General features: G+C 75.8%; 21 protein-coding genes. 14 read left to right on the forward strand and 7 right to left on the reverse strand.

Annotated elements, in window-relative coordinates; all coding sequences use genetic code 11:
- Positions 1-27 precede the first annotated feature (27 nt).
- From nrdR to ACI8AA_RS16030, 3 genes are all read left to right on the forward strand, one after another.
- Positions 28-573, forward strand: a complete 546-nt coding sequence (gene nrdR / locus ACI8AA_RS16020) for a transcriptional regulator NrdR (RefSeq protein ID WP_387992657.1) — start codon at positions 28-30, stop codon at positions 571-573.
- Positions 574-709: 136 nt separating this feature from the next.
- Entirely contained in the window at positions 710-3,577 is a 2,868-nt protein-coding gene (locus ACI8AA_RS16025) for a vitamin B12-dependent ribonucleotide reductase (RefSeq protein ID WP_457045394.1), read from the forward strand.
- Positions 3,578-3,756: 179 nt separating this feature from the next.
- A complete protein-coding gene (locus ACI8AA_RS16030) occupies positions 3,757-4,191 on the forward strand; it encodes a hypothetical protein (protein ID WP_457045395.1) in 435 nt (144 codons plus the stop codon).
- A gap of 54 nt (positions 4,192-4,245) precedes the next feature.
- Here the strand turns inward: ACI8AA_RS16030 and ACI8AA_RS16035 are convergent, their stop codons facing one another.
- A complete protein-coding gene (locus ACI8AA_RS16035) occupies positions 4,246-4,473 on the reverse strand; it encodes a response regulator transcription factor (RefSeq protein ID WP_457045396.1) in 228 nt (75 codons plus the stop codon).
- A 368-nt stretch (positions 4,474-4,841) separates the two neighbouring features.
- Positions 4,842-5,147, reverse strand: a complete 306-nt coding sequence (locus tag ACI8AA_RS16040) for a hypothetical protein (RefSeq protein WP_457045397.1) — start codon at positions 5,145-5,147, stop codon at positions 4,842-4,844.
- Between the two features lie 224 nt (positions 5,148-5,371).
- Between ACI8AA_RS16040 and ACI8AA_RS16045 the strand changes: the two genes are divergently transcribed.
- The 5 genes from ACI8AA_RS16045 (at position 5,372) to ACI8AA_RS16065 (ending at position 11,765) form a co-directional block, all read left to right on the forward strand.
- Positions 5,372-7,039 (forward strand): multicopper oxidase domain-containing protein, encoded by a 1,668-nt coding sequence (locus tag ACI8AA_RS16045; RefSeq protein WP_457045398.1) that lies wholly within the window; start codon positions 5,372-5,374, stop codon positions 7,037-7,039.
- Entirely contained in the window at positions 7,036-8,151 is a 1,116-nt protein-coding gene (locus tag ACI8AA_RS16050; protein ID WP_457045399.1) for a flavin-containing monooxygenase, read from the forward strand. The genes ACI8AA_RS16045 and ACI8AA_RS16050 overlap by 4 nt, the downstream gene beginning before the upstream one ends.
- 28 nt (positions 8,152-8,179) lie before the next feature.
- Positions 8,180-9,544 (forward strand): DJ-1/PfpI family protein, encoded by a 1,365-nt coding sequence (locus ACI8AA_RS16055; protein WP_457045400.1) that lies wholly within the window; start codon positions 8,180-8,182, stop codon positions 9,542-9,544.
- A 41-nt stretch (positions 9,545-9,585) separates the two neighbouring features.
- Entirely contained in the window at positions 9,586-10,044 is a 459-nt protein-coding gene (locus ACI8AA_RS16060; protein WP_457045401.1) for a hypothetical protein, read from the forward strand.
- Between the two features lie 125 nt (positions 10,045-10,169).
- On the forward strand, positions 10,170-11,765 hold the full coding sequence (locus tag ACI8AA_RS16065; protein ID WP_457045402.1) for an MFS transporter: 1,596 nt from the start codon (positions 10,170-10,172) through the stop codon (positions 11,763-11,765).
- A gap of 11 nt (positions 11,766-11,776) precedes the next feature.
- On the opposite strand, the gene ACI8AA_RS16070 is transcribed toward ACI8AA_RS16065, so the two are convergent.
- Both ACI8AA_RS16070 and ACI8AA_RS16075 read right to left on the reverse strand, forming a co-directional pair.
- Complete coding sequence (locus tag ACI8AA_RS16070; protein ID WP_457045403.1) at positions 11,777-11,989, reverse strand: hypothetical protein; 213 nt, start codon at positions 11,987-11,989, stop codon at positions 11,777-11,779.
- 303 nt (positions 11,990-12,292) lie between these two features.
- A complete protein-coding gene (locus ACI8AA_RS16075; RefSeq protein WP_457045404.1) occupies positions 12,293-12,766 on the reverse strand; it encodes a hypothetical protein in 474 nt (157 codons plus the stop codon).
- A 236-nt stretch (positions 12,767-13,002) separates the two neighbouring features.
- Between ACI8AA_RS16075 and ACI8AA_RS16080 the strand changes: the two genes are divergently transcribed.
- From ACI8AA_RS16080 to ACI8AA_RS16105, 6 genes are all read left to right on the forward strand, one after another.
- Entirely contained in the window at positions 13,003-13,698 is a 696-nt protein-coding gene (locus ACI8AA_RS16080; RefSeq protein WP_457045405.1) for a SemiSWEET transporter, read from the forward strand.
- A 65-nt stretch (positions 13,699-13,763) separates the two neighbouring features.
- Positions 13,764-14,609, forward strand: a complete 846-nt coding sequence (locus ACI8AA_RS16085; protein WP_457045406.1) for an SDR family oxidoreductase — start codon at positions 13,764-13,766, stop codon at positions 14,607-14,609.
- 247 nt (positions 14,610-14,856) lie between these two features.
- Positions 14,857-15,471 carry an alpha/beta hydrolase fold domain-containing protein gene (locus ACI8AA_RS16090; protein ID WP_457045407.1) on the forward strand — a complete coding sequence of 205 codons (615 nt, stop codon included), beginning with the start codon at positions 14,857-14,859 and terminating at the stop codon, positions 15,469-15,471.
- Positions 15,472-15,504: 33 nt separating this feature from the next.
- Positions 15,505-16,215 carry an ATP-dependent Clp protease proteolytic subunit gene (locus ACI8AA_RS16095; protein ID WP_457045408.1) on the forward strand — a complete coding sequence of 237 codons (711 nt, stop codon included), beginning with the start codon at positions 15,505-15,507 and terminating at the stop codon, positions 16,213-16,215.
- Positions 16,212-16,454, forward strand: coding sequence for a hypothetical protein (locus tag ACI8AA_RS16100; protein ID WP_457045409.1), 243 nt, complete (start codon positions 16,212-16,214; stop codon positions 16,452-16,454). The genes ACI8AA_RS16095 and ACI8AA_RS16100 overlap by 4 nt, the downstream gene beginning before the upstream one ends.
- Positions 16,455-16,589: 135 nt before the next feature.
- Positions 16,590-19,664 (forward strand): NAD-dependent epimerase/dehydratase family protein, encoded by a 3,075-nt coding sequence (locus ACI8AA_RS16105; RefSeq protein WP_457045410.1) that lies wholly within the window; start codon positions 16,590-16,592, stop codon positions 19,662-19,664.
- Here the strand turns inward: ACI8AA_RS16105 and ACI8AA_RS16110 are convergent.
- The 3 genes from ACI8AA_RS16110 to ACI8AA_RS16120 form a co-directional block, all read right to left on the reverse strand.
- Positions 19,649-21,772: a phosphotransferase gene (locus ACI8AA_RS16110; RefSeq protein WP_457045411.1), complete on the reverse strand. Its 2,124-nt coding sequence runs from the start codon at positions 21,770-21,772 to the stop codon at positions 19,649-19,651. The genes ACI8AA_RS16105 and ACI8AA_RS16110 overlap by 16 nt on opposite strands.
- Positions 21,769-22,497: an SDR family oxidoreductase gene (locus ACI8AA_RS16115; RefSeq protein WP_457045412.1), complete on the reverse strand. Its 729-nt coding sequence runs from the start codon at positions 22,495-22,497 to the stop codon at positions 21,769-21,771. Before ACI8AA_RS16115 ends, ACI8AA_RS16110 begins: the two co-directional genes overlap by 4 nt.
- A gap of 99 nt (positions 22,498-22,596) precedes the next feature.
- The gene (locus ACI8AA_RS16120) at positions 22,597-23,412 is read right to left on the reverse strand and encodes an alpha/beta fold hydrolase (RefSeq protein WP_457045413.1); all 816 of its coding nucleotides are present in this window, start codon (positions 23,410-23,412) and stop codon (positions 22,597-22,599) included.
- Positions 23,413-23,563 lie beyond the last annotated feature (151 nt).

Consider the following 23,563-nt stretch of genomic DNA (forward strand, 5'->3'; position numbering starts at 1 on the left):
GTCTTCCGCGGAGGGAGGTGAACCGCAGTGCGCTGCCCGTTCTGCCACAACCCCGACAGCCGGGTGATCGACTCGCGCGAGGCCGACGAGGGGGCCACCACGCGTCGCCGCCGCTCGTGCCCGGCCTGCGGTCGCCGGTTCACCACCGTCGAGGAGGCGGTGCTCGCCGTCGTCAAGCGCAGCGGGGTCAGCGAGCCGTTCAACCGGACCAAGGTCGTCGCCGGCGTGCGGCGCGCCTGCCAGGGCCGGCCGGTCGACGAGGACCAGCTCCAGCAGCTGGCCCAGCAGGTCGAGGACGCCATCCGCGCCAGCGGCGTGGCCGAGGTCCCCAGCCACGAGGTGGGCCTGGCGATCCTGCAGCCGCTGCGCGAGCTCGACGAGGTCGCCTACCTGCGCTTCGCCAGCGTCTACCGCGCCTTCACCTCGGTCGAGGACTTCGAGAAGGAGATCACCGAGCTGCGGGCCCGCCACCACCGCGGCGGCACCCCGCCGCTGCCCGGGCTGCAGATCGAGCCGCCGGCGCCGCGCCGCCGGGGCTCCGCCCGCACCCCCTCCACCGCCCGCGACGGCTGACCGCCGCGCTCGCGACCAGACGTGCGCCGGCAGCGTCGCCGGCCCTCCCAGCACCACCGGAACCGTCAGCAGGACCAGATAGGAACAGGGTGGCTCTCTTCCCCAGCCGCCCGCACCACTCACCGAGGGAGAGCTCGTGACCGAGATCGAGGACCGCCCGGCAGCCCGTACGCGCCGGGCCGCCAAGGCGCCGACCAGGGGGAAGGGACTGAAGGTCAAGCGGGTCTACACGACCGCCGGCGTCCACCCGTACGACGAGGTGACGTGGGAGCGTCGCGACGTCGTCATGACCAACTGGCGTGACGGCTCGATCAACTTCGAGCAGCGCGGCGTCGAGTTCCCCTCCGAGTGGAGCATCAACGCCACCAACATCGTCACCACGAAGTACTTCCGCGGCGCCGTCGGCACCCCGCAGCGGGAGAGCAGCCTGCGTCAGCTCATCGACCGGGTGGTGCTCACCTACGGCGCGGCCGGCCGCGAGCACGGCTACTTCGCCACCGAGGGCGACGCCGAGGTCTTCGAGCACGAGCTGACCTGGATGCTGCTGCACCAGGTGTTCAGCTTCAACAGCCCCGTGTGGTTCAACGTCGGCACGAGTGCGCCGCAGCAGGTCAGCGCCTGCTTCATCCTCGCCGTCGACGACACGATGGATTCGATCCTCAACTGGTACCGGGAGGAGGGGCTGATCTTCAAGGGCGGCTCCGGCGCCGGCCTGAACCTCTCCCGCATCCGCTCGTCCAAGGAGCTGCTGTCCTCCGGCGGCACCGCCTCCGGCCCGGTCAGCTTTATGCGCGGCGCCGACGCCTCCGCCGGGACCATCAAGTCCGGTGGCGCCACCCGGCGCGCGGCCAAGATGGTCGTCCTCGACATCGACCACCCCGACATCGAGGAGTTCATCGAGACCAAGGCGCGCGAGGAGGACAAGATCCGCGCGCTGCGGGACGCGGGGTACGACATGGACCTCGGCGGCAAGGACATCACCAGCGTCCAGTACCAGAACGCCAACAACTCGGTGCGCGTCTCCGACGAGTTCATGCGTGCCGTCGAGGACGGCACCGACTTCGGCCTGCGCGCCCGCCTCGACGGCTCGGTCATCGAGACCGTCGACGCCCGGGACCTGTTCCGCAAGGTCACCCAGGCCGCGTGGGAGTGCGCCGACCCCGGCATCCAGTACGACGACACGATCAACGACTGGCACACCAACCCCGAGACGGGCCGGATCAACGCGTCCAACCCCTGCTCGGAGTACATGAGCCTGGACAACAGCTCGTGCAATCTGGCGTCCCTGAACCTCATGAAGTTCCTCAAGGACGACGGGACGTTCGACGCCAAGACCTTCGTCAAGGCCGTCGAACTGGTCATCACGGCGATGGACGTCTCCATCTGCTTCGCCGACTTCCCGACCGAGCCGATCGGTGAGACCACCCGCGCCTACCGGCAGCTGGGCATCGGCTACGCCAACCTCGGCGCGCTGCTGATGGCCACCGGCCACGCCTACGACTCGCGGGGCGGCCAGACCCTGGCCGCGGCCATCACCTCGCTGATGACCGGCACCGCCTACCGCCGCTCGGCCGAGCTCGCCGGCATCGTCGGCGCGTACGAGGGCTTCGCCCGCAACGCCGACGCGCACGCCCGCGTCATGCGCAAGCACGCCGCCGCCAACGACGCCATCCGCCCGGTCGGCGCCGACGACGCCGACGTGCTGCGGGCCGCCACCGCCCAGTGGCAGGAGTGCCTGGAGGTCGGCGCGGAGAACGGCTGGCGCAACGCGCAGGCCTCGGTCCTCGCCCCCACCGGGACCATCGGCTTCATGATGGACTGCGACACGACCGGCATCGAGCCGGACTTCTCGCTGGTCAAGTACAAGAAGCTGGTCGGCGGCGGGTCCATGCAGATCGTCAACCAGACGGTCCCGCGGGCGCTCAAGAGCCTCGGCTACCAGGACGAGCAGGTCGAGGCGATCGTCGAGTACATCGCCGAGCACGGCCACGTCGTCGACGCCCCGAGCCTGCGCCCGGAGCACTACGAGGTGTTCGACTGCGCCATGGGCGAGCGGGCCATCTCCCCGATGGGCCACGTCCGCATGATGGCCGCGGTGCAGCCGTTCATCTCCGGCGCGATCAGCAAGACGGTCAACATGCCGGAGTCGGCGACCGTCGAGGACGTCGAGAACATCTACTTCCAGGGCTGGAAGCTCGGCCTCAAGGCGCTGGCGATCTACCGCGACAACTGCAAGGTCGGCCAGCCGCTGTCCGACGCCAAGGCCAAGAAGACCGAGGCCAAGGTCGAGGTCGAGGCCGCTCCGGTCGCCGCGACGTCGCACCCGGTCCGCCGCCGGCTGCCGAAGAAGCGGCAGAGCATGACGACGTCGTTCAGCGTCGCGGGCGCCGAGGGGTACATGACCGCCGGGATGTACGAGGACGGCAGCCTCGGCGAGGTGTTCCTCAAGCTGGGCAAGCAGGGTTCGACCCTCGCCGGTGTCATGGACGCCTTCTCGATCGGCATCTCGATCGCGCTGCAGCACGGTGTGCCGCTGGAGACCTACATCCAGAAGTTCACCAACATGCGCTTCGAACCGGCCGGCATGACCGACGACCCGGACATCCGGATCGCCCAGTCGGTGATGGACTACATCTTCCGTCGCCTGGCGCTGGACCACCTGCCGGTCGAGACCCGCGCGACCCTCGGCATCTTCACCGCCGAGGAGCGGGCGGCGCAGGTGTCGGGCACGTACGGCGGCTCGGCCTCGACGGCGGAGGTCGTCGAGGAGGAGGAGGTCGACGTCGAGGCGCTGCGCGGCTCGGTGCCGACCGAGGCGCCCGCCAAGCCGGAGCCGGCCGCCGACAAGCCGGTCAAGGAGGCCCACTCCTCGGCCGAGCTGCTCGAGCTGGTCACGGGCAACGTCACCGACGCGCCGCTGTGCATGACCTGCGGCACCAAGATGCGCCCCGCCGGCAGCTGCTACGTCTGCGAGGGCTGCGGCTCCACCAGCGGCTGCAGCTGACGTGAACGGCCAGGGAGTGTCCCTGCCGGTGCGGACAGCGGTGTCGCGGATCCGGCCGGCAGGACGTCCCTGACCACGTGAGGTCGTCGCCGGCCCGGCTCCTCTCGAGGAGCCGGGCCGGTGGCGTCCGCAGGGTGCCGGCGGGTGCGCCGCCTTACTCCGAGGAGAACCCGCACCCGGTGGACGGCGTGGCCGTCACGTCCGACACGGGCGGGCAGGCCAACGCCGACTGGGGCCAGGTGGCGAGCAACACCGCTCAGCTCGACACCAGTTCCGGCGCCGGCGGCGGCATGGGCCAGCACTCGCGCTCGACGGAAGCCGCGGACATCAACGGGGGATTCGCGAGCAGCGACAACGCCTTCGGGATCACGTTGAGCGACAACACGGACGGCACGACCGGCCGCCTGGGCGTCGGCAACGCGTCCGCGTCCACCGGGACGGGCGGCCACTCGGCCGCTCCCGGTGACGGGGGCAACGGCGTGCACGCGGTGGACAACGCCGAGCTCGCCGGCACCCTCAACCCCGTCGACGGCCAGCTCACCACCACGTCCGGCGGCACCTCGACGGACGTCTCGGAGGAGCTGCTGGACGGCACGCAGGCTGCGGGGGGCTGACCCGGCCGGGAGGGAGGGCACGCCGAGCCCCGGCGTGCCCTCCTCGCGCCGGCGCTACAGAAACCCCTGCTCCCGGGCGCGGCGCACCACGTCGGCCCGGCCGGTCGCCGCGAGCTTGCGCACGAGCGTGCGCACGTGGCCGCGGACGGTGTTCGTCGAGATCACGAGTCCGGCCGCGATCTGCCTGGTGGACTGCGCTTCACCCAGCCGCCGGAGCACCTCGAGCTCACGCGGGCTCAGGAGCGGCGGGACCGGCGCCGCATCCGTCGTCGACTCGACCATCGGGCTCTCCTCGCCCACCGTCGCGGCCACCGGGGCGCCGGGTCGCCGCGAGCCCGGGCCGGCCCGGAACCGGCCCGTCGAGATCCTGCTCCTCCCGCCGAGTCGTGCGCACCGGCTTTCGTCGTGTGAGGTGCGTCGGCCGCAGCCGGTCCGTGACCGCCGCACGGGGTCGTCGCTGCTCCGGCCCCTCGATCCGACCGTGCCGCCGCCGACCGGTTCCGCTCGGGGCCGTTTCGGGATAGAACGTCGTCGCCTTGCCCGGTGCGGCAGAGAGCGTCCGTCCGCGGGGGTTCGGGGTACGTCACCGGGCAGGGCTCTGACAGCCCGCCGACGCCCCCGGACGTACGGCGGAGTGACGACCTGCCCGGTCAGGGCAGCCGCGCGAGCAGGGCCCGGGCGAACGCCTCGGCCGCCGGGTCGACCGGCTCCTGCGCCGCCGCGGCGCGCAGCCAGCCCGCCAGCGGCGCGGCCAGCGCGGGGGAGAGGGCCGCGATCCACGTTCCGGTCCCGGCCCGCGCCTCGGCCACGTGCTCGGTGCTCCCCTCGGGGAGGTGCGCGACCACCTCGGGACGGGTCGCCAGCAGCCCGCCGGTCCGCCAGTCGCCGGGGGGCGTCCGGGCGGCGAGCGCCTCGAGTCGGTCGGCCGCCGTCCGGAGCAGCTGCTCGGGGTCCACGGCCGGATGGTGCCCGACGGGCCGGACCGTCGCCGAGCGTCTGGACAGCCCACACCCGGCGGCGGTGCACTACGAGTCCGCACAGGAGGCGCCATGGCCGCGGAGCACGTCGTCGACCCCACCCGCGCCGGTGCGCGCGGCGCCGCGGACTCGCTCGCGTCCCCTCACGTCGCCGGCGGCACCCGGAGCTGCGGCTCTCCGCTCACCCGACAGGAGGACGTCCCGTGGACACCTTCCTCTCCACCGACCTCACCGGCCTGCCGGAGGCCACGCGACCCGAGGTGGTCGAGCTCGGCGACGGCGACGAGCTGTCGCTGCGGCCCGCCCCGGTCGCCAAGCGGATCGGGGACAGCACGGTGCGGATGCTGGCCTACAACGGCTCGATCCCCGGACCCACGCTCCGGGTCCGGCAGGGCTCGGAGGTCGTCGTGCACGTCACCAACGGCACCGACCTCGACACCACCGTGCACTGGCACGGGCTGCGGCTGGAGAACCGCTACGACGGCGTGCCGCACGAGACGCAGGCGCCGATCCCGCCGGGCGGCGAGTTCACCTACCGCATCCAGTTCCCCGACCCGGGCCTGTACTGGTACCACCCGCACGTCCGCGAGGACGTCACCCAGGAACTGGGCCTCTACGGCAGCATCCTCGTCACCCCGGCCGAGCCGGACTACTGGCCGCCGGTGCACCGCGACGTGGTGCTGACCCTCGACGACCTGCTGCTCGAGGACGGCGCGATCGCCCCGTTCAGCCGCACCGAGACGAACTACGCCGCGATGGGTCGCTACGGCAACGTCATGCTCACCGGCGGGGAGACCGACCCGGCGTTCACCGTGCGGACCGGCGAGGTCGTCCGCCTGTGGCTGACCGACACCGCCAACAGCCGGGTGTTCCGCGTCTCCGTGGCCGGTGCCCGGATGAAGCTCGTCGGCGGGGACAGCGGCCGGGTGGAGCACGAGGAGTTCGTCCCCGACGTGGTGCTGGCCCCGTCGGAGCGGGCGGTCGTGGACGTGCTGTTCGACCGGCCGGGCGAGTTCGCGCTGGAGCACCGCACCCCGAGCCGGACCTCCCGGCTGGCGGCGATCACCGTCAGCGACGAGGTCGCCGAGCCGCCGCTGGCCGACAGCTTCGAGACGCTGCGCACCGCGCCGGAGCTGGTGGCCGAGCGCGAGCGGCTCGACTCGTGGCTGGCCGCGCCGCCGGACGAGGTGCTGGCCATCGTCGCGGAGATGGACGACCCGGCCGCGCCCGCGGCGGGACCGGCGACCTACGCCTGCCCGATGCACCCGGAGGTGGTCAGCGACGAGCCGGGGCGCTGCCCGAAGTGCGGCATGAAGCTGATGGCGGCCGCGCCGGCGGGAGGCCACGGTCACGGCACGGGCCACGCCGGCCACGACACGGACGCCGCGGGGACGTCAGCGACCGGTCACGACGCCGCGCACGGGCACGCCCACCACCACGGTCCCGCCACCGCCGACGGGATCGAGTGGGAGGACGAGATGGCCGAGACGAACAGGGCCACCACCACCGAGACGATGCGCTGGAGGTTCCTCGACCGCTCCCCGGACCGCGACGGGCTCCCCGTCGACTGGCACTTCACCGCCGGTCAGCGGGTCAAGATCCGGCTGGTCAACGAGGTGGACTCCGACCACCCGATGCACCACCCGTTCCACGTCCACGGGGCCGGCCGCTTCCTCGTCCTCGCCCGCGACGGGACGCCCGAGGCCAACCTGGTGTGGAAGGACACCGTGCTCATCCCGACCGGGCAGACCGTGGACGTCCTGCTCGACGTCACCAACCCCGGCCTGTGGATGGCGCACTGCCACATCGCCGAGCACATGCACTCCGGGATGATGTTCAGCTTCACCGTCGACCGGGGAGCGCCGTCGTGACCGCCCCGGCTGAGCCGTACGACGTCGTCGTCGTGGGCGGCGGGCAGGCCGGCCTGGCCGCCGCCTGGCACCTGCGCGAGCGCGGGCTGCGGTTCCTGGTCCTGGAGGCCGCGCCCGAACTCGGGCACACCTGGCGCACCCGCTGGGAGTCGCTGCGGCTGTTCACCCCGGCCGAGCACGACGCGCTGCCCGGCCTGCCGTTCCCCGCGCCGGCCGGCACCTACCCGGGCAAGGAGGCGGTCGCCGACTACCTGCGCGACTACGCCGCCGCCTTCGACCTGCCGGTGCAGCTGGACGCGCGGGTCACCCGGCTGGAGCGCACCGACGCCGGGTTCCGGCTCGACACCGCCGACCGCGCGTACGACGCCCGGCAGGTCGTCGTCGCCACCGGGCCGTTCCAGACCCCGTTCGTCCCGCCGCTGGCCGCCGGGCTGGACGGGTCGGTGACCCAGGTGCACAGCTCCGGGTACCGCAGCCCCGCGGCGCTGCCCGAGGGGCCCGTCCTGGTGGTCGGCGGGGGCAACTCCGGCTTCCAGATCGCCGAGGAGCTGGCCGGGACCCGGGCGGTCGAGCTGTCGGTCGGGTCGGCCTACACGGCGCTGCCGCAGCGGCTGCTCGGCCGCGACCTGTTCTGGTGGCTGACCCGGCTGCGGCTGATGCGGGTGACCGCCGGCTCCCGGCCCGGCCGGCGGATGCAGTCCCGCGGCGAGTTCCTCATCGGCACCAGCCGCCGGAGCCTGCAGCGGGCAGGCGTGCGGTTCCGGCCGCGGCTGGCCGGCGCCGCCGGCCGCACCGTCCGGTTCGCCGACGGCACCAGCGGGGAGGTGGGCGTCGTCGTCTGGGCGACCGGCTACCGGCCCGACCACTCGTGGATCGACGTCCCGGGCGTGCTGCGCGACGGCCGCGTCGTCCACACCCGCGGGATCACCGACGTCCCCGGGCTGTACGTCCTCGGCCTGTCCTGGCAGCACACCCGCGGCTCGGCGCTGCTCGGCTTCGTCGCCGACGACGCCGCGTACGTGGTCGACGCCGCCGCGAGGGCCGGCGCCCCCGTGCCCGCGCCGCGCGGTGCGTCCGGGACTCAGGCGGCCGAGCGCCGCGTCCCGAACTGACCGCGCCGAGCACCGGGAGGAGACCGCCGTGCCCGGTAAGGAGAAGGTCCTCGCGTTCCCGGTCCACCCCGGGGTGACGCCGCTGGACCTGATCGGCCCGCTCACCGTGCTGATGGGTCCCGGCATCGGCGGCATGCGGTACCGCACCGTCGTGGTCGGCGAGCGCGCCGAGCCGCTGGCCACCGACACGCCGCTGCAGCTGCAGCCGGCCGCCACCTTCGCCGAGGTGCCGGACCCGTGGGCGGTGATCGTGCCCGGCGGCGCGGCCACCCTCGCGGCGGCCGAGGACGAGGGGCTGCTGTCCTACGTCCGCTCGGCCGCCACCGGGGCGGAGGTCGTCGGCTCCACCGGCAACGGGGCTCTCGTGCTGGCCGCGGCCGGCCTGCTGCCCGGCCGGCGGGCGGCGGTCCACTGGGCCTTCCGCGAGCCGCTGGAGGAGCTGGGCGCGATCCCCGCCGCCGAGCGGTGGCGGGTCGACGGCCGGCTGCACACCGCCGCCGGTGGCACGGCCGGCATGGACATGGCCCTGTCCCTGCTGGCCCGGATGCGCAGCCGGGCCGTCGCCCGGCTGACCCAGCTGTCCGCGGAGTACGACCCGCAGCCGCCGTTCGGCCGGGTGGGGCCGGGCCCCGCCGACGACGACCTCGCCCGGACGCTGCGCGATCCCGGCAGCGTGCCGGCCGCCGGGCCCGGGGCGGACGACGAGCGGCTCATCGCCCTCGTGCTCTACCCGGGGCTGACCGTGCTGGACGCCATCGGCCCGCTGCAGGTCCTCACCATGCTCGAGAGGTTCGCACCGGGCTACCGCCCCGTGACCGTGTGGGCCCGCCGCGAGCCCGTGCCCACCGACGTGGGCGTGCCGATGATCCCCGACCGGACGTTCGAGGAGGTCCCGCACCCGGCGATCGTGCTGGTGCCCGGCGGCGCGCTGCCCACCATCCGCGCGATGGGCGACCCGCTGGTCCGGGACTACGTGCGTTCCGCCGCCGCCTCGGCCGAGCTGGTCACCTCGGTGTGCACCGGCTCGCTGATCCTGGGCGCGGTCGGGCTGCTGGAGGGGCGCGACGCCACGACCAACTGGTTCTACTCCGGGATCCTGGAGGACCTGGGCGCGACGTACCACCGGCGCAGGTGGGTCGAGGACGGCAACCTCGTCATGTCCGCCGGGGTGGCGGCCGGCATCGACATGGCCCTGCACCTCGCGGCCCGGCTGACCGACGAGGCCACGGCCCGCCGGGTGCAACGGGCCCTCGACTACGACCCCCGCCCGCCCTGGGGCGGCATCGACTACGACCACATCCCGCCGCTGCCGCGGGTCGTGCGCGGCGCGATCGGGCTGACCGCGCCGGTCGTCGCCGGGCGCGCCCGGCGGCTCACCCGTGCCGGACGCTGACCGCGGCCGGACCGGCGTCGCGTCGGGGAGGGGAGGACGGCGTGACCACCTCCGGGAGCGCGCGGCACCGCGGCGCGACGGCCGCGGGGGTGCACGGCCTGCGCACCCCGATCGCCTGGGGCGTGGTCTGGGGCTGCCTGCAGGCCGCGTCACCGCTGGCCTTCCCCTGGCTCGACGACGCCACCGTCTACGCGCTGGGGATCGTCCTGATCGCCGCGGTCTACATCGGGTTCGCCGTGGCCGACGGGCGCGGCCGGGTCGTCGCCGTCGAGACCGTCGTCGCCGCCGTCTTCGTCCTCGTCGCCGCGGCGGGCGTGACCGGCCCGGCCTGGCTGCTCGTGGCCGCCCTGGCCGGCCACGGCCTGAAGGACCTCTGGCAGCACCGCACCGGGTTCGTGGCGAACACCCGCTGGTGGCCGCCGTTCTGCGCCGCCGTCGACGTCGTCGCCGCCGCGCTGATCGCCGTCCTGGTCGTGGCCGACGTCCACCTCGGGTGGTGATCAGCCGGGAGGCGGGGACCGGCGGTCGTCAGCCGGGTTCGTGCCAGGTCTCCCCCTCGGGCCGGCGCCGCGGCCGTCCGGCCGGGACGATGTCCGGGAGCGTGCCGCCGGAGGAGCCTGCGGCGATGGTCGTCGCCCCTGAGCGGAAGCCGAGGACCGCGCCCCCGCGCTCCGGGCTGGTCCTGACGGCGTTGATCCTCGTCGCCGCGGTCGCGAACCTGAACCTGTCTGTGGCGAACGTGGCCCTGCCGGGGATCGGGCGGAGCTTCGACTCGGGCCAGACGGCGCTGGACCTGATCGCCGTCGGCTACTCCCTGGGCCTGGCCTGCTCGGTGCTGTGGCTGGGGGCGCTGGGGGACCGGTACGGGCGCAAGCTCATGCTCCTCGGCGGCACGGTCCTCGCCGTCCCGATGTCGGTGCTGGCGGCGTACGCGCCGAGCGACACCGTGCTCTTCCTCGCCCGGGTGGGCGGTGGCCTCGCGGCCGGGATGGCCTACCCGACGACACTGGCACTCATCACCGCCCTGTGGGCCGGCCCCGGGCGGACGAGGGCGATCGCCCTGTGGTCCGGCCTCGGTGGGGCCATCGCCGCGCTCGGCCCGGTCTGCTCCGGGCTGGTGCTCGAGGAGTTCTGGTGGGGGTCGGTGTTCCTGCTGACCCTGCCGCTGGCCGTGCTGGCCCTCGTCCTGGCCTGGGTGTCCGTGCCCGCGCACATCAACGAGTCGACCGGCGGGGTCGACAACTGGGGCGGGCTGCTCTCCCTCGTGCTCGTGGGCTCGCTGATCCTGTCGATCAACGTCGCGCCGGTGCCGGGCCGGACGGCGCTGACCCTGGTCCTCGCCGCCGTCGCGCTGCTCGCCCTGGTCGCCTTCGCCCTCCGCCAGCGCCGCGCGCGCGAGCCGCTCTACGACCTGGGGGTGGCCGCGCGGCCGACCTTCTGGGTGGCCGCCTGCGCGGGCGTGATCGTGTTCGGCTCCCTCATGGGTGCGATGTTCGTCGGCCAGCAGTACCTGCAGAACGTGCTGGGCTACTCGACCGTCGAGGCCGGCCTGGCGATCCTGCCCGCCGCGGCGCTCATGGTGCTGGTCGCGCCGCGCTCGGCGGCGATCGTCGAGACCCGCGGCGCGCGGTTCACGCTGCTCGCCGGCTACGCGTTCGTGCTGCTCGGCTTCCTGGCGATGCTGCTGCTGTGGACCGAGGGCGCCGGGTACTGGCGGGTCGGGCTCGGCTACGCCCTCGTCGGTGTCGGGGTGGGGCTGGCGGGGACGCCGGCGTCGCACTCGCTGACCGGGTCGGTGCCGGTGCGCCGGGTGGGCATGGCCTCGGGCACCGCGGACCTGCAGCGCGACCTCGGTGGCGCGGTCATGCAGTCGGTGTTCGGGGCACTGCTCACCGCCGGCTACGCGGCCGCGGCCGGCAGCGCGATCACGGCGTCGGGGGAGGACGTCACCGGCAGCGTGCAGGCTGAGTTGACCAAGTCGTTCTCCAGCGCCGTGGACACCGCACAGCAGTACCCCGCGCAGGCCGACCAGATCGTGGCGGCGGCCCGGGCCGCGTTCCTGCAGGGCGACCAGTGGGCCTACGTGGCCGGCATCGTCGCCGTGCTGCTCGGGGCGCTGCTGGTCGCCACGCGGTTCCCGCGGCGGGACGAGGAGCGGCGGTTGCTCGCCGGCTACCACGCCGACGCCGCGTCACCGGGGGAGCCGCCGTCGGCCCACTAGGGAGCCGGCGCTCAAGCTGCGGTCGGGGCCACCCGGGCGAGTGCGGCGGTGAGGGTCAGGCGGAGGTCGAGGAGGTCGTCGAGCGCCTGCTGGGCCGCCTGGCACAGGGTGAAGCCCTCGCCGCTCGGTGCGTTGCGGAACCCGTCGCGGGCGGTGCCGAGCTCCTGGTAGGCGACCACGATGCGGCGGTCGACGTCGGGGACCTGGGGACGGGGGAGCGACACGTCGCCTCCTCCTGCGGATGGTGATGCCGGGAGGGGGTTCCCGGTCGTCCGTGCGGCGCTCTACCCACGCGGGGTCGTGCGCACGCACGTTCCGCCGCGCGGGCACCGGGACCCGGACGGGGGAACGCGCCGGGGAGTGTCGGTGCCGTCCCCACGGTCGGGACCGCGACCCGTCGCACCGCCCCGTCCTACCCGAGCGAGCGCGGTGAGGTCGTGCTGGGCGGGTGCCTGCTGACCGAGGGCGAGCTGCTGCCCGACCGGGCCCGCCCGCAGTGCCGGCAGCCGCTGCGCTGATCGTGGGGGTCAGCCGATCCCGCACTCGTCGCGCAGGTAGGTCTCGACGTTCGCGCTCGCGGTGTCCAGGCCGCTCCCGGCCTCCTCGAGCGCGGCGACCGAGTCCCCGTCGGTGAGGTCGAGCTCGGCCACCGCGTCCGCCATCCGGTCCAGGCCGGCCTGCATGGCCTCCCAGTCGGCGGCGATCTCCTCCGGTGCGCTGACGTCGCGCATCTCCTCCCCGAGCTGACGGAAGACCTCGGGGAGCGAGGCGTCGCCCTCGACCTCCGCGAGGGCGTCCTCCACCCGCTGGTCGAGGTCCGCGGCCCGGGCGCAGAAGTCCTCCCCGGCGGCCGTGTCCTCCGCCGGGGAGTCGGCCGCCGGGGTGTCGGCCGCGGAGCCGCCGTCGCTCGAGCCGCCGTCGTCGCCGGAGCACGAGGCGAGCAGGACGACGCCGAGGACCACGGCCACCCCGGCCCGGAGGGAACGCATCTGCTGGCGCATGCCCCGACCGTCCCGCGACCGGTGGCCCGGGGGCAGGGTCGAAGGGCCGCCCCGGGGCGAGCGAGGTCACAGGAGGATCACGGCCGGTCGGGTTCCGTTGCCGACGGCGGGCGCCGATGACACCCGCGGTCACCCGTGGACCCGCTCGACGACGAGGGGTCCGGGCCGGTGGAGCGCCGTCTCCCGGCCGGTGGCCGCGCCCCTCGCTCGTCCTCCCGAACGGATCCCGCACCACCATGCCCGCCGTCCTCGGCATCGTCGCGTCCACCCTCAGCATCGCCGTCGTCTGGCCCCAGGTCTGGCTCTCCTGCCGGCACGGCCGCACCCGGGGCCTCTCGCCCACGGGCAGCTGGCTGGCCGTCGCGCTGAACCTCGCCTGGCTGACCTTCGGCCTGCTCGCACGCGACCCGGCCCAGGTGGTCACCAACGCCGTCGTCGGCGCGGGCAACGCCGCGGTGCTCGCCGCCCTGCTGCTCACCCAGCCGGCGCTGCGCGGCCGGCGGGTGCTGGCCCGCACCGCCTCCGGCGCCGCCGCGCTGTCCGCCCTGGCCGGGAGTTGCCTGGTCGCGGTGGACCTCGGCGCCGCGCCGGCCGCGGCCGGCGCCGTCCTCGCCGCCGTGGCCGCGGTCGTCGGCGCCGCCGCCGCGGTGCCGCAGCCGTTGGGCCTGCTGCGCGACCGCACCCAGGACGTCTCCGGGCTCTCCCCGGTGCGGTGGTGGCTCGGCGCCGGGTCCTGCGCCGCCTGGACCGGCTACGGCCTCGCGGTGGGGCAGTCGGCGATGGCGCTGTCGGCCGCGGTGGGGCTCGCGTGCGCCCTCGTCACCTGCGCGGTGCTCGCCGCCCGCCGGACGCCGGCGCCGGTCGTCCCGCTGCCGGTCCGCCGCCCGGTACGCCCCGTCGAGCCGCGCCCGGTGCTGGCCGCCGCGGCCTGAGGACGCCACCCGGGCGACGTCCGACGAGGATCGGGCGACGTCCGTCCCCACCCCGAGGAGTCGCGTTGAGCCCGAGCCCCGTCGCCGTCACCGGCTCGACCGGACAGGTCGGGGGCCGGGTCGCCCGCCGGCTGTCCGCCGCCGGCGTCCCGCAGCGCCTGCTGGTCCGCGACCCGTCCCGCGCGCCCCGGCTGCCGGGTGCGGCCGCCGTCGTCGCGCGGTACGCCGACGGCGACGCCGTGCGCCGGGCGCTGGAGGGCGTGGGGACCGTGTTCATGGTGTCGGCGTCGGAGTCGGCCGACCGGGTCGACCAGCACCGCGCCTTCGTCGACGCCGCCGCGGCCGCCGGCGTGGGGCACCTCGTCTACCTGTCGTTCCAGGGCGCGGCCCCGGACGCCACCTTCACCCTCGCCCGCGACCACTGGGCCACCGAGGAGCACGCCCGCGCCCGCGGGCTGCGGTCCACGTTCCTGCGCGACGCGCTCTACGCCGACTTCCTGCCCGGCCTGGTGGGGGAGGACGGCGTGATCCGCGGCCCGGCCGGCGACGGGCGGGTCGCCGCGGTCGCCCAGGACGACGTCGCCGACGCCGCGGTCGCCGTCCTCCGCGACCCCGGCGCGCACGCCGGGCGCACGTACGACCTCACCGGGCCGCAGGCGCTGACGCTGAGCGAGGTCGCGGAGACGATCACCGCCGTCACGGGCCGCCCCGTCCGGTACCACGCGGAGACCGTCGAGGAGGCCTTCGCCTCGCGCGCCTCCTACGGCGCCCCGGACTGGCAGGTGGAGGCCTGGGTGTCGACGTACACCGCGATCGCGGCCGGTGAGATGGCCGCCGTGAGCAGCGCCGTCCCCGACCTGACCGGCTCCCCGGCCACCACCTTCGAGCAGCTGCTGCGGGCCGCGGCGTGAGCCTGGCGATGCGCGCGGTGGCCGGCTGCCTGCGGCTGACCGCCAAGCCGCGGATGGCCACCGCCGAGCGGGCGCGGCAGCGGATGGCCGACCCCCGCACGCCCGCCCCCTTGCCCGATGCGCTGCGCCGCCGGCACGAGGTGGCCACCCGGCTCGTCGAGGGCCACGAGGTGCACACCGTGGCCCCGCGCGGCGGCGGGCCGGCCGGGTCGCGGTCCACCTGCACGGCGGCGCCTACGTCGCGGGGTTGGCGCCGCAGCACTGGGCGCTGGTCGGGCGGCTGGCCGACGCCGGCGTCCGGGTGGTGGTGCCCGACTACGGCCTCGCGCCCCGGTGCACGTACCGCGACGCGTACCGCCTGCTCGACGCGGTGTACCGCGACCTCGGCGACGACGTCGTCCTCGCCGGCGACTCCGCCGGCGGCGGGCTGGCCCTCGGCTTCGCCCAGACCCTGCTCGGCACCGGCCTGCCGCAGCCGCGGCGGCTGGCGCTGATCGCGCCGTGGCTGGACCTCGCGCTCACCGGCCCCGGGGTGGCCGCGGCCGAGGCCCGGGACCCGTGGCTGTCCAGCACCGGCCTGGCCGAGACCGGCCGCGCGTGGGCCGGCGGCGACGACCCGGCCGACCCGCGGCTCAGCCCGGTCCGCGGCCCGCTCGCCGGGCTCCCGCCGGTGCGGGTCTGGATCGGCACCCGCGACCTGCTGTACCCCGACGTGGTGCGCCTGCGGGACCGGGCCGCCGCGGAGGGCGCGCAGGTGGACGTGACGGTCCGCCCGGGCGCCGTCCACGTCCACCCGTCGACGCCGACCCCCGAGGGCCGGGCGGGGACGCGGGAGGTAGTCGCCGCGGTCGCCGGGGACTGAGCCGCCCGCGCCGTTCCGCCGACAGCGGAAGAATTGCGCGAATGGCGGAACGGGACCATTCGGGGACGCATTCCTGCTGCATTCCCGGTTGACTGCGGCCGTCCGACCCCGGCGGCCCAGGAGGTCCCGACCGTGCAGACCCCGACCGGCTCCCCGTCCCTGCACGACGCCGTCGCCGACCGCCTGCTGCGCGAGCGCATCGTCGTGCTCGGCAGCGAGGTGGACGACGACGTCGCCAACCGCCTGTGCGCGCAGATGCTGCTGCTCGCGGCCGACGACCCGCGCCGCGACGTCCACCTCTACGTCAACTCACCCGGCGGCTCGGTGACCGCCGGGATGGCCGTCTTCGACACGATGCAGGCGATCGGCTGCGACGTCGCCACCTATGCGTTCGGGACGGCGGCCTCGATGGGGCAGTTCCTGCTGACCGCCGGCACGCCGGGCAAGCGGTTCACGCTGCCGCACACCCGGATCCTGGTGCACCAGCCCTCGGGCGGGCTCGGCGGCACGCAGTCCGACGTCGCCGTGCAGGCCGAGGCGCTGCGCCGGCTCAAGCGGGACCTCGACGAGCTGCAGGCGCTGCACACCGGGCAGAGCGTCGAGCAGATCGAGCGGGACTCCGACCGGGACCGCTGGTTCACGGCGCAGGAGGCCGTGGCCTACGGGCTGGTCGACCACGTCGTCGCCTCCGCCGCGGCGCTGCCCGGCCCGGCGCTGGTCCCGGCCGGCTGGGGCGCGCCGTGACCGACTGGCTCACCGCGACCCTCGACGACGCCCGCGCGGCCGAGCTGCGGCGGTCGGTGCGGGACCACCGCCGGGTCGCCGCCGCGGCCCGGCGACGCCGCGCCCGCCGGCTCGCCGCCCGCGCGGCCGTGCTCGCCGAGCGCTCCGCCGTGCTGGCTGCCCGGGCGGCGCTGCTCTCGCCCGGGCCTCGCAGGGGGGCGCGGTCGGACGCCGGGGCGGACAGGCGGACAGCCGTCTGACCTGCACTTCTCTCATCCACAGGACTTGCTGCTCGGTCGTGCTCGAACGTATGATCGAATACGTGGAGGACGTGCTGACCGCTCCGGTGCCCGTGGTGTCGGCGGTCGGGGCTGTCGTCCGGGCCGCTGGGTGTGGTGCAGGCCGCGGACCGGGAGATCGCGCGGCAGACGGCGCTGCGGGCGCGGGCGGTGGCGGCGTTCGCGGCGACCCGGCCGGCCTCGGTGGATCGTCCGCAGGGTGCGCCGGGGGCGATGTCGGCGGAGCGGTGGGCGGCGCGGCCGGAGCTGCTGCGGCCGGTGAGCGCGTGGGCGACGCAGGAGCTGGCGGTGGCGCTGTCGTTGTCCGCGGAGGCGGCGCACGCGCTGCTGGAGCGGTCGCTGACCCTGGTGCACCGGCTGCCCGCCACCCTCGATGCGTTGGAGTCCGGAGCCCTGCACCTCGGGCACCTGTGGCCGCTGCTGGACGAGGTCGCCCCGATCGCCGACGACACGCTGCGCGCCGCGCTGGAGGCCGACCTGCTGAGGTGGATGGCGGGGCGGGTGACCACCCCGGCGCAGCTGGGCGACGAGGCGCGCCGGGAGGTGCTCGAGCGCGGCGTCCGGGCGGCCGCCGACCGGCTGGCCAGGGCGGTGCGCGCGCGCGGGGTGTCCGCCCGGCCGGACCGGGTGGACGGGAGGAGCGTGGTGGGTGCGCTGCTGACCACGCCGGAGGCCGCGGCGCTGGTGAAGGCGCTGGGCGCGTACGCGGATGCGCTGCCCGACGACGGCCGCACCCGCGGGCAGAAGATGGCCGACTGCCTGCTCGACCTGGTGCTGCGTCCCGGGGAGACCGGGCTGCCGCCGGTGCAGGTGACGCTCGATGTCGTCGCTCCGCTCGGCGCCTTGGTGGGTGGGGATCAGCCGTGCGAGATCGACGGGCAGGTGGTGCCCGCAGAGGTGGTCCGCGCCCTGCTGGCCGCGCTCACCGGCACCTCGCTCGTGACCACCACGCCCGAGGCCACCGCCCCCGAGGCCGCCGCTCCGACCGCGGGCGCCGGGGTCGACAACTCGACAAGCAGCACCCCGTCGGCCGGCCCGTTCGACACCCCACAGGTCGAAGCCGCACCGCTCGACACCGCCATCGACGCCGAGGACTCACCGCTGCTGGGTCTCACCGCCGCGGACATCGCCCACTACGAGGCCGAGGCCGACGAGCTGTCCGCGTGGTGGGACCGGATGGAGGCCCGGGTACTGGGCGGGGAGTTCGACGACCGGCCGGTGTCCTGCCCCGTCGACGAGGAACCGCCACCGAGCCTCCAACCGCCACCGGACGAACCCGCACCACCACCTCCCGACTGGCCACCGGGGACGACCGTGCCCGCGGGCTGGTGGGCGCGCGCCGACCGCGCCGTCGACGACGCCGGCACCGCCCTGCTCACCGCCCAGCGGGCGCTCGGTCATGCCGCCCGGATGGTCGCCACTGCCGAGCGCGCCGACACCGCCGACGAGACCGCCTGGCGCGGCAGCCCCGCCGGGCGGATCACCGCCGCACCCGACGCCCTGACCGCCCTCGCCGCCGCGACCGACGCCGCGCGGGAGGCGCTCGCCGACCTCTCCGGCGCACCGCCGGCGGCGGGCTGGCCGACCGGCCCCGCCTGGTCCTCACCGACGCCCTCACCGGTGCGCTGCTCACCCTCACCGACCTGCCCGCCCTGCACCGCGCCGACACCACCGGCACCGGCCTGCGCGTCCCCGGCCCCACCGCCGGCTACCACCCCGCCACGGCACTCGACCGGCACGCCCGGGCCCGGGACCGGCGGTGCCGGTTCCCCGGCTGCCGCCGCCGCACCGGCCACCTCGACCACGCCGTCCCCTGGCCGGCCGGACCCACCGCCGCGCACAACCTGGCCGGCTACTGCGCCGGCCACCACCGCGGCAAGCACCAGGCCCCCGGCTGGCGGCACGACCTCGCGCCCGACGGCACCCTCACCGTCACCACCCCCACCGGCCTCACCGCGACGACCACCCCGCCGCCCTACTGAGGCAGCGCGGGAATGTCCCGGCGGACGGTGCGTTGGAGAGGGTGCCGGTCCGGTCCATGCCCCCGGGCCTCACCTCCTGCCGCTGCGAGCGGCCACTCGCCGAGAGGCGGCTGTCGGGCCGGCGCCGCGCGATCCGGCCGCCCGGTCTCCCAGGACCGGGCGGCCGTCCGCGTTCCAGGGGACCGGCCGGCGCCGTGCCAGGGTTGCGGGCGTGCGTGTCCTCGTCACCGGCAGCTCCGGCCACCTCGGCGAGGCGCTGGTCCGCGTCCTGCGCGATGCCGGGGACGACGTCACCGGCCTGGACCTGCTGCCCTCGCCGTGGACCGACGTCGTCGCCTCGGTCACCGACCGCGCCGCCGTCCGGGACGCACTCGCCGGCGCCGACGCGGTGCTGCACACCGCCACGCTGCACAAGCCGCACGTCGGCACGCACGCGCGGCAGGCGTTCGTCGACACCAACGTCACCGGCACGCTGACCGTCCTCGAGGAGGCGGCGGCCGCCGGCGTCGGCCGCGTGGTGGTCACCAGCACGACCAGCGCCTTCGGCCGCGCGCTGACGCCGGCGCCCGGCGAGCCCGCCGCGTGGGTCACCGAGGCCGTGCCGCCGCGGGTGCGCAACGTCTACGGCGCCACCAAGGTCGCCGCCGAGGACCTCTGCGAGCTCGTCGCCCGCGACACCGGCCTGCCCGTCGTCGTCCTGCGGACCTCGCGCTTCTTCCCCGAGGGCGACGACAGCGACGACGTCCGCACCGCCTACGCCGACGACAACGTGAAGGTCAACGAGCTGCTGTACCGGCGGGTGGACCTCGCCGACGTCGTCTCCGCGCACCGCGCCGCCCTCGACCGGGCGCCGGCGCTCGGGTTCGGCCGCTACGTCGTCAGCGCCACGACGCCGTTCGGCCGGGACGACCTGGTGCAGCTGCGCACCGACGCCCCGGCCGTCGTCGACCGGCTCTTCCCCGACACCCCGGCGCTGTACGAGCGGCTGGGCTGGCGGCTGTTCCCCTCGATCGACCGGGTGTACGTCAACGCCGCCGCCCGCGCCGACCTGGGCTGGACGCCGCAGTGGGACTTCCGCGCCGCCCTCGACGCGCTCGCCGCCGGCCGCCCGCCGCGCAGCGAGCTGGCGCGGACGGTCGGCGCGAAGGGCTACCACGCCGTCCCGACCGGCCCCTACACCCTCCGCTGACCGGGCGACTCCAGCACCACGACGTCGTCCTCGTGCAGGCCGGAGGCCACCAGCGTGCCGCCGCGCTCGGCGACCGCGGTGACGAAGCCGTAGCCGCCGTCGGTGGCGCGCAGGTCGTGCACGCGCCGCCCGTCGGCCGGGTCGAACGCCATCACCCAGGCGATCGGCGTCGCCTCCGGCCGCACCCGCTCCGGCACGTTCCACAGCAGCAGCCGCAGCACGCCCGGCAGCGGCAGCAGCCGGTCCAGCAGCGCGTTGCGCGGCGCGGCGATCGCCACCCACAGCAGCCCGTCGCTGCCGAGCGAGGCGTTGTCGGGGAACCCGGGCAGGTTCTCCACCAGCGGCTCGGTGGTGCCCGCCCGCGGGCCGGTCAGCCAGTGCCGCAGCACCCGGTAGCGGGAGGTCTCGGCCAGCAGCAGGTGCGAGCCGTCGGGCGCCCGCACCAGCCCGTTGGCGAACCCGAGCCCGGACAGCACCGTGGTCACCGTGCCGTCGAGGTCCCGCCGCACCAGCCGCCCGGTGGCCGAGTGCTCGAAGAAGTCGCCCAGGTGGTGCTCGACGTCCCACCGGCTGGTCGACGTCGTGAACCACACCGTGCCGTCCGGCCCGGCGACGACGTTGCTCGCGAACGTCACCGGCTCCCCGTCGACCTCGGACACCAGCACCTCGACGGCGCCGTCGGGAGCCACCCGCAGCAGCCCGCGGTCGTGGTCGCAGACGAGCACGCTGCCGTCGGCGCACGGCTCCACCCCGAGCGGTCGGCCGCCGGTGCGGCCGACCAGCGTGCGCTCCCCGTTGACCGGGTCGATCCGGACGACGCTGCCGTCCCGCAGCCCGGTGACCACCAGGCCGGCGTCGTCGAAGAGCACGTCCTCGGGGCCGGAGTCGCCGGTCGGCAGTCGGTGGGCGACGCGGAACGGCGCGGTCGGGCCGGGGTCGGCGAACGCCGGCGGGGTCCACCGGCGGGGCCGGATCCGGCGGCGGGTGAGCAGCGGGCTGCCGACCTGCGCCGCGGCGCGGTCGGGGGTGAGCCGGCCGGCCCGCCGGATCACCGCCAGGCAGCGCCGCTCGAGCAGCCGGACGGCGAGGCCGAAGGAGCGGAACGCCGGGTTGGTCGTCTGCCCCGCCCGGTAGCGCGCCCACACCTGCTGGGCGATGACCGCGACGCGGAACAGGCCGAACACCTCGTACCAGGCCCACTCGGCGTTGGTGACCCGCTGCCCGGTCCGTGCGCTGTAGTGCGCGACGACCTGCTCGCGGGTCATCATCCCGGGCAGCGTCGTGGGCTGGCGGCTGAACCGGCGCATCAGCGGGCCGTCGTCGGCCTGGATCCAGTAGCCGAGCGCGCTCGCCAGGTCCACCAGCGGGTCGCCGACGGTGGCCAGCTCCCAGTCGAGCAGGCCGACCGGGCGGGTGGGGTCGGCGGGGTCGAGGACGAGGTTGTCGAACCGGAAGTCGTTGTGCACCAGCGTGTGCGGCCGGTCGGCGGGTTGGTGCTCGGCCAGCCACGCGGTCACCCGGGCGAAGGCGGGCACGTCCCGCGTGCGGGCCCGCGCGTAGCGCTTCGTCCAGTTCTCCACCTGGCGGCGCACGTAGCCGGGGCCCCGGTCGAGGTCGGCCAGACCGGCGGCCCGCACGTCGACCGCGTGCAGGTCGACCAGCAGGTCGACGACGTTGCGGCACAGCCGCGCGACCTGCTCCCGGTCCAGGTCCACGCCCGGCGGCAGCGAGCGGCGGGGGATCGGCCCCTCGACCCGCCGGACGACGGAGAACGGCGTGCCGACGACGGCGGTGTCCTCGCACAGCGCGACCGTGCGCGGCACGTGGGGGAGGACCCGGCCCAGCGCGTCCTGGATGCGGTACTCGCGGGCGACGTCGTGCGCGGTGCCGGTGTGCTCCCCGCGCGGCGGGCGGCGCAGCACCAGGTCCCCGTCGGGGTAGCGCAGCAGGTAGGTCAGGTTGGAGACGCCGCCGGCGAACTGCCGCACCTCCGGGACGGCGGACAGGTCGACGCCGGCCCGCGCGGGGTCGGCGTGCGCGGCCAGCCAGGCGGCGACGGCGGCGACGTCGAAGGCGTCCTCGGCCCGGACCGGGCGGGCGTCGGTCACGAGAGCCGCCGGACGACCGAGAGCGGCAGCACCCGCATCGCGACGCCGATCGGCACCCACGGCCAGGCCGGCACGTACGCCTTCGCCTTCCCCGCCTCGATCGCCTCGACCATCGCCCGCACGCCGGTCTCGGTGTCCACCATGAACCGGGTGGCCTGCCGCACGTGCTCGTTCATCTCCGAGCGGATGTAGCCGGGGTGGACCACCGACACGTCGACGCCGGGGATGCGCTCCGACCGCAGGCCCTCCGCGAGCGCCGCGACCCCGGCCTTGGTGGCCGCGTAGGTCGTCATGCTCTTCCGCATCCCGCGCAGCGCGGACATCGACGAGACCAGCACCAGGTGGCCGCGGCGCTGCCGGCGGAACACCTCCAGCGCCGCCTCGCACTGCGCCAGCGCGCCGACGAAGTTGGTCATCGCCGTCTCGCGGTTGGCGTCGGCGCGGCCGGTACCGAGCGGGGCGCCCTTGCCCAGGCCTGCGTTGACGACCACCCGGTCGAACCCGCCGAAGGCCTCGTCGAAGCGGCGGAACACCGCGGGCACGGCGTCGGCGTCGGTGACGTCGAGCGCCGCCGTCTCCACCCGCCGGCCGGTCGCCGTCCGGATCCCGTCCGCGAGGGCGTCCAGCCGGTCGGTCCGGCGGGCGCACAGCGCCAGGTCCCAGCCGCGGGCGGCGAACTGGCGCGCCATCTCCGCGCCGAGCCCGGAGCTCGCCCCGGTGACCACGACGACCGGGCGGGCTCCGGGAGGGGACGGGGAACCGGGGGAGGCGGAAGGCACCCGGGCACGCTAGATCCGGCCGGTACCGGTCCGGTGCCCGGGGTCTCAGGCCCGGACGGCGGGGCGCACCTGCGCCAGGACGAACCCGGCGACGACGTCGTGCACGGCGTCGCGGTCGTGCTCGTTGAGGACGTCGTGCAGGTCGCCGGGGAAGGTGCGCAGCGTGGCCCGCGGCAGCCGGGCGACCAGGGCGCGGGAGTTCTCCAGCGGCACGACCGGGTCGGCCTCGCCGTGCAGCACCAGCGTCGGGACGTCGGGCCGGCCCTCGGCGAGCCCGTCGGCCACCGCGGACCAGGAGCGGACCACCGCCTCCAGGGTCTGCCGGGGCACCGGCCCGCGGTTCACCAGCGGGTCGGTGCGCAGCGCCTCCAGGTAGCCCGGGTGGGTGCTGAACACCTCCGCCGGGTCCGGGGGCTCGACCTCCGCGGCGTCGTCGGCGAGCATCGCCTCGATGACCGGCACCGGGGCGGCCGGCGGGTCGGAGACGACCAGCGCCTCTGCCAGGCCGGGCGACCGCTGGGCCAGCAGCAGCGCGGCCACGCCCCCGCCGGAGTGCCCCGTGAGCACCAGCGGCCGGCCGGGGTGCCGGGCACGGGCGATCGCGGCCAGCGTGCGGAGGTCCTCGGCCTGGTCGTCCCGGCTGAGCATCAGGTCCCGCTCGCCGTCGCTGCGGCCGTGGCCGATCGCGTCCAGGGCGTGCACGGCGATCCCGTCGGCGGCCAGCCGCCGGCCGAGGGGCGCGTAGAGGCCCAGGTGCTCGCCGAAGTCGCCGTGGTGGAGGACGACGACCGCGCGGGCATCGCCGTCGGGGAGCCAGGCGTCGTGGTGGACGCGGCCCCGGGTGCCGTCGAAGAAGGGCATCGCGCCCCTCCCTGCCGGTCGGGCGGACGGGCCCCCGCGCCGGCGATCGTGCCTGCCGTCTCCCCGGTGCAGCGAGGTCCCGGACCCGTCCCGGGGACGGGGACGGCGCTGCGTCACCCGGGGCGCCCGGTTCGGCTCCCCGCGTGCCGGG

This window comes from Geodermatophilus sp. SYSU D01180 (assembly GCF_054050415.1).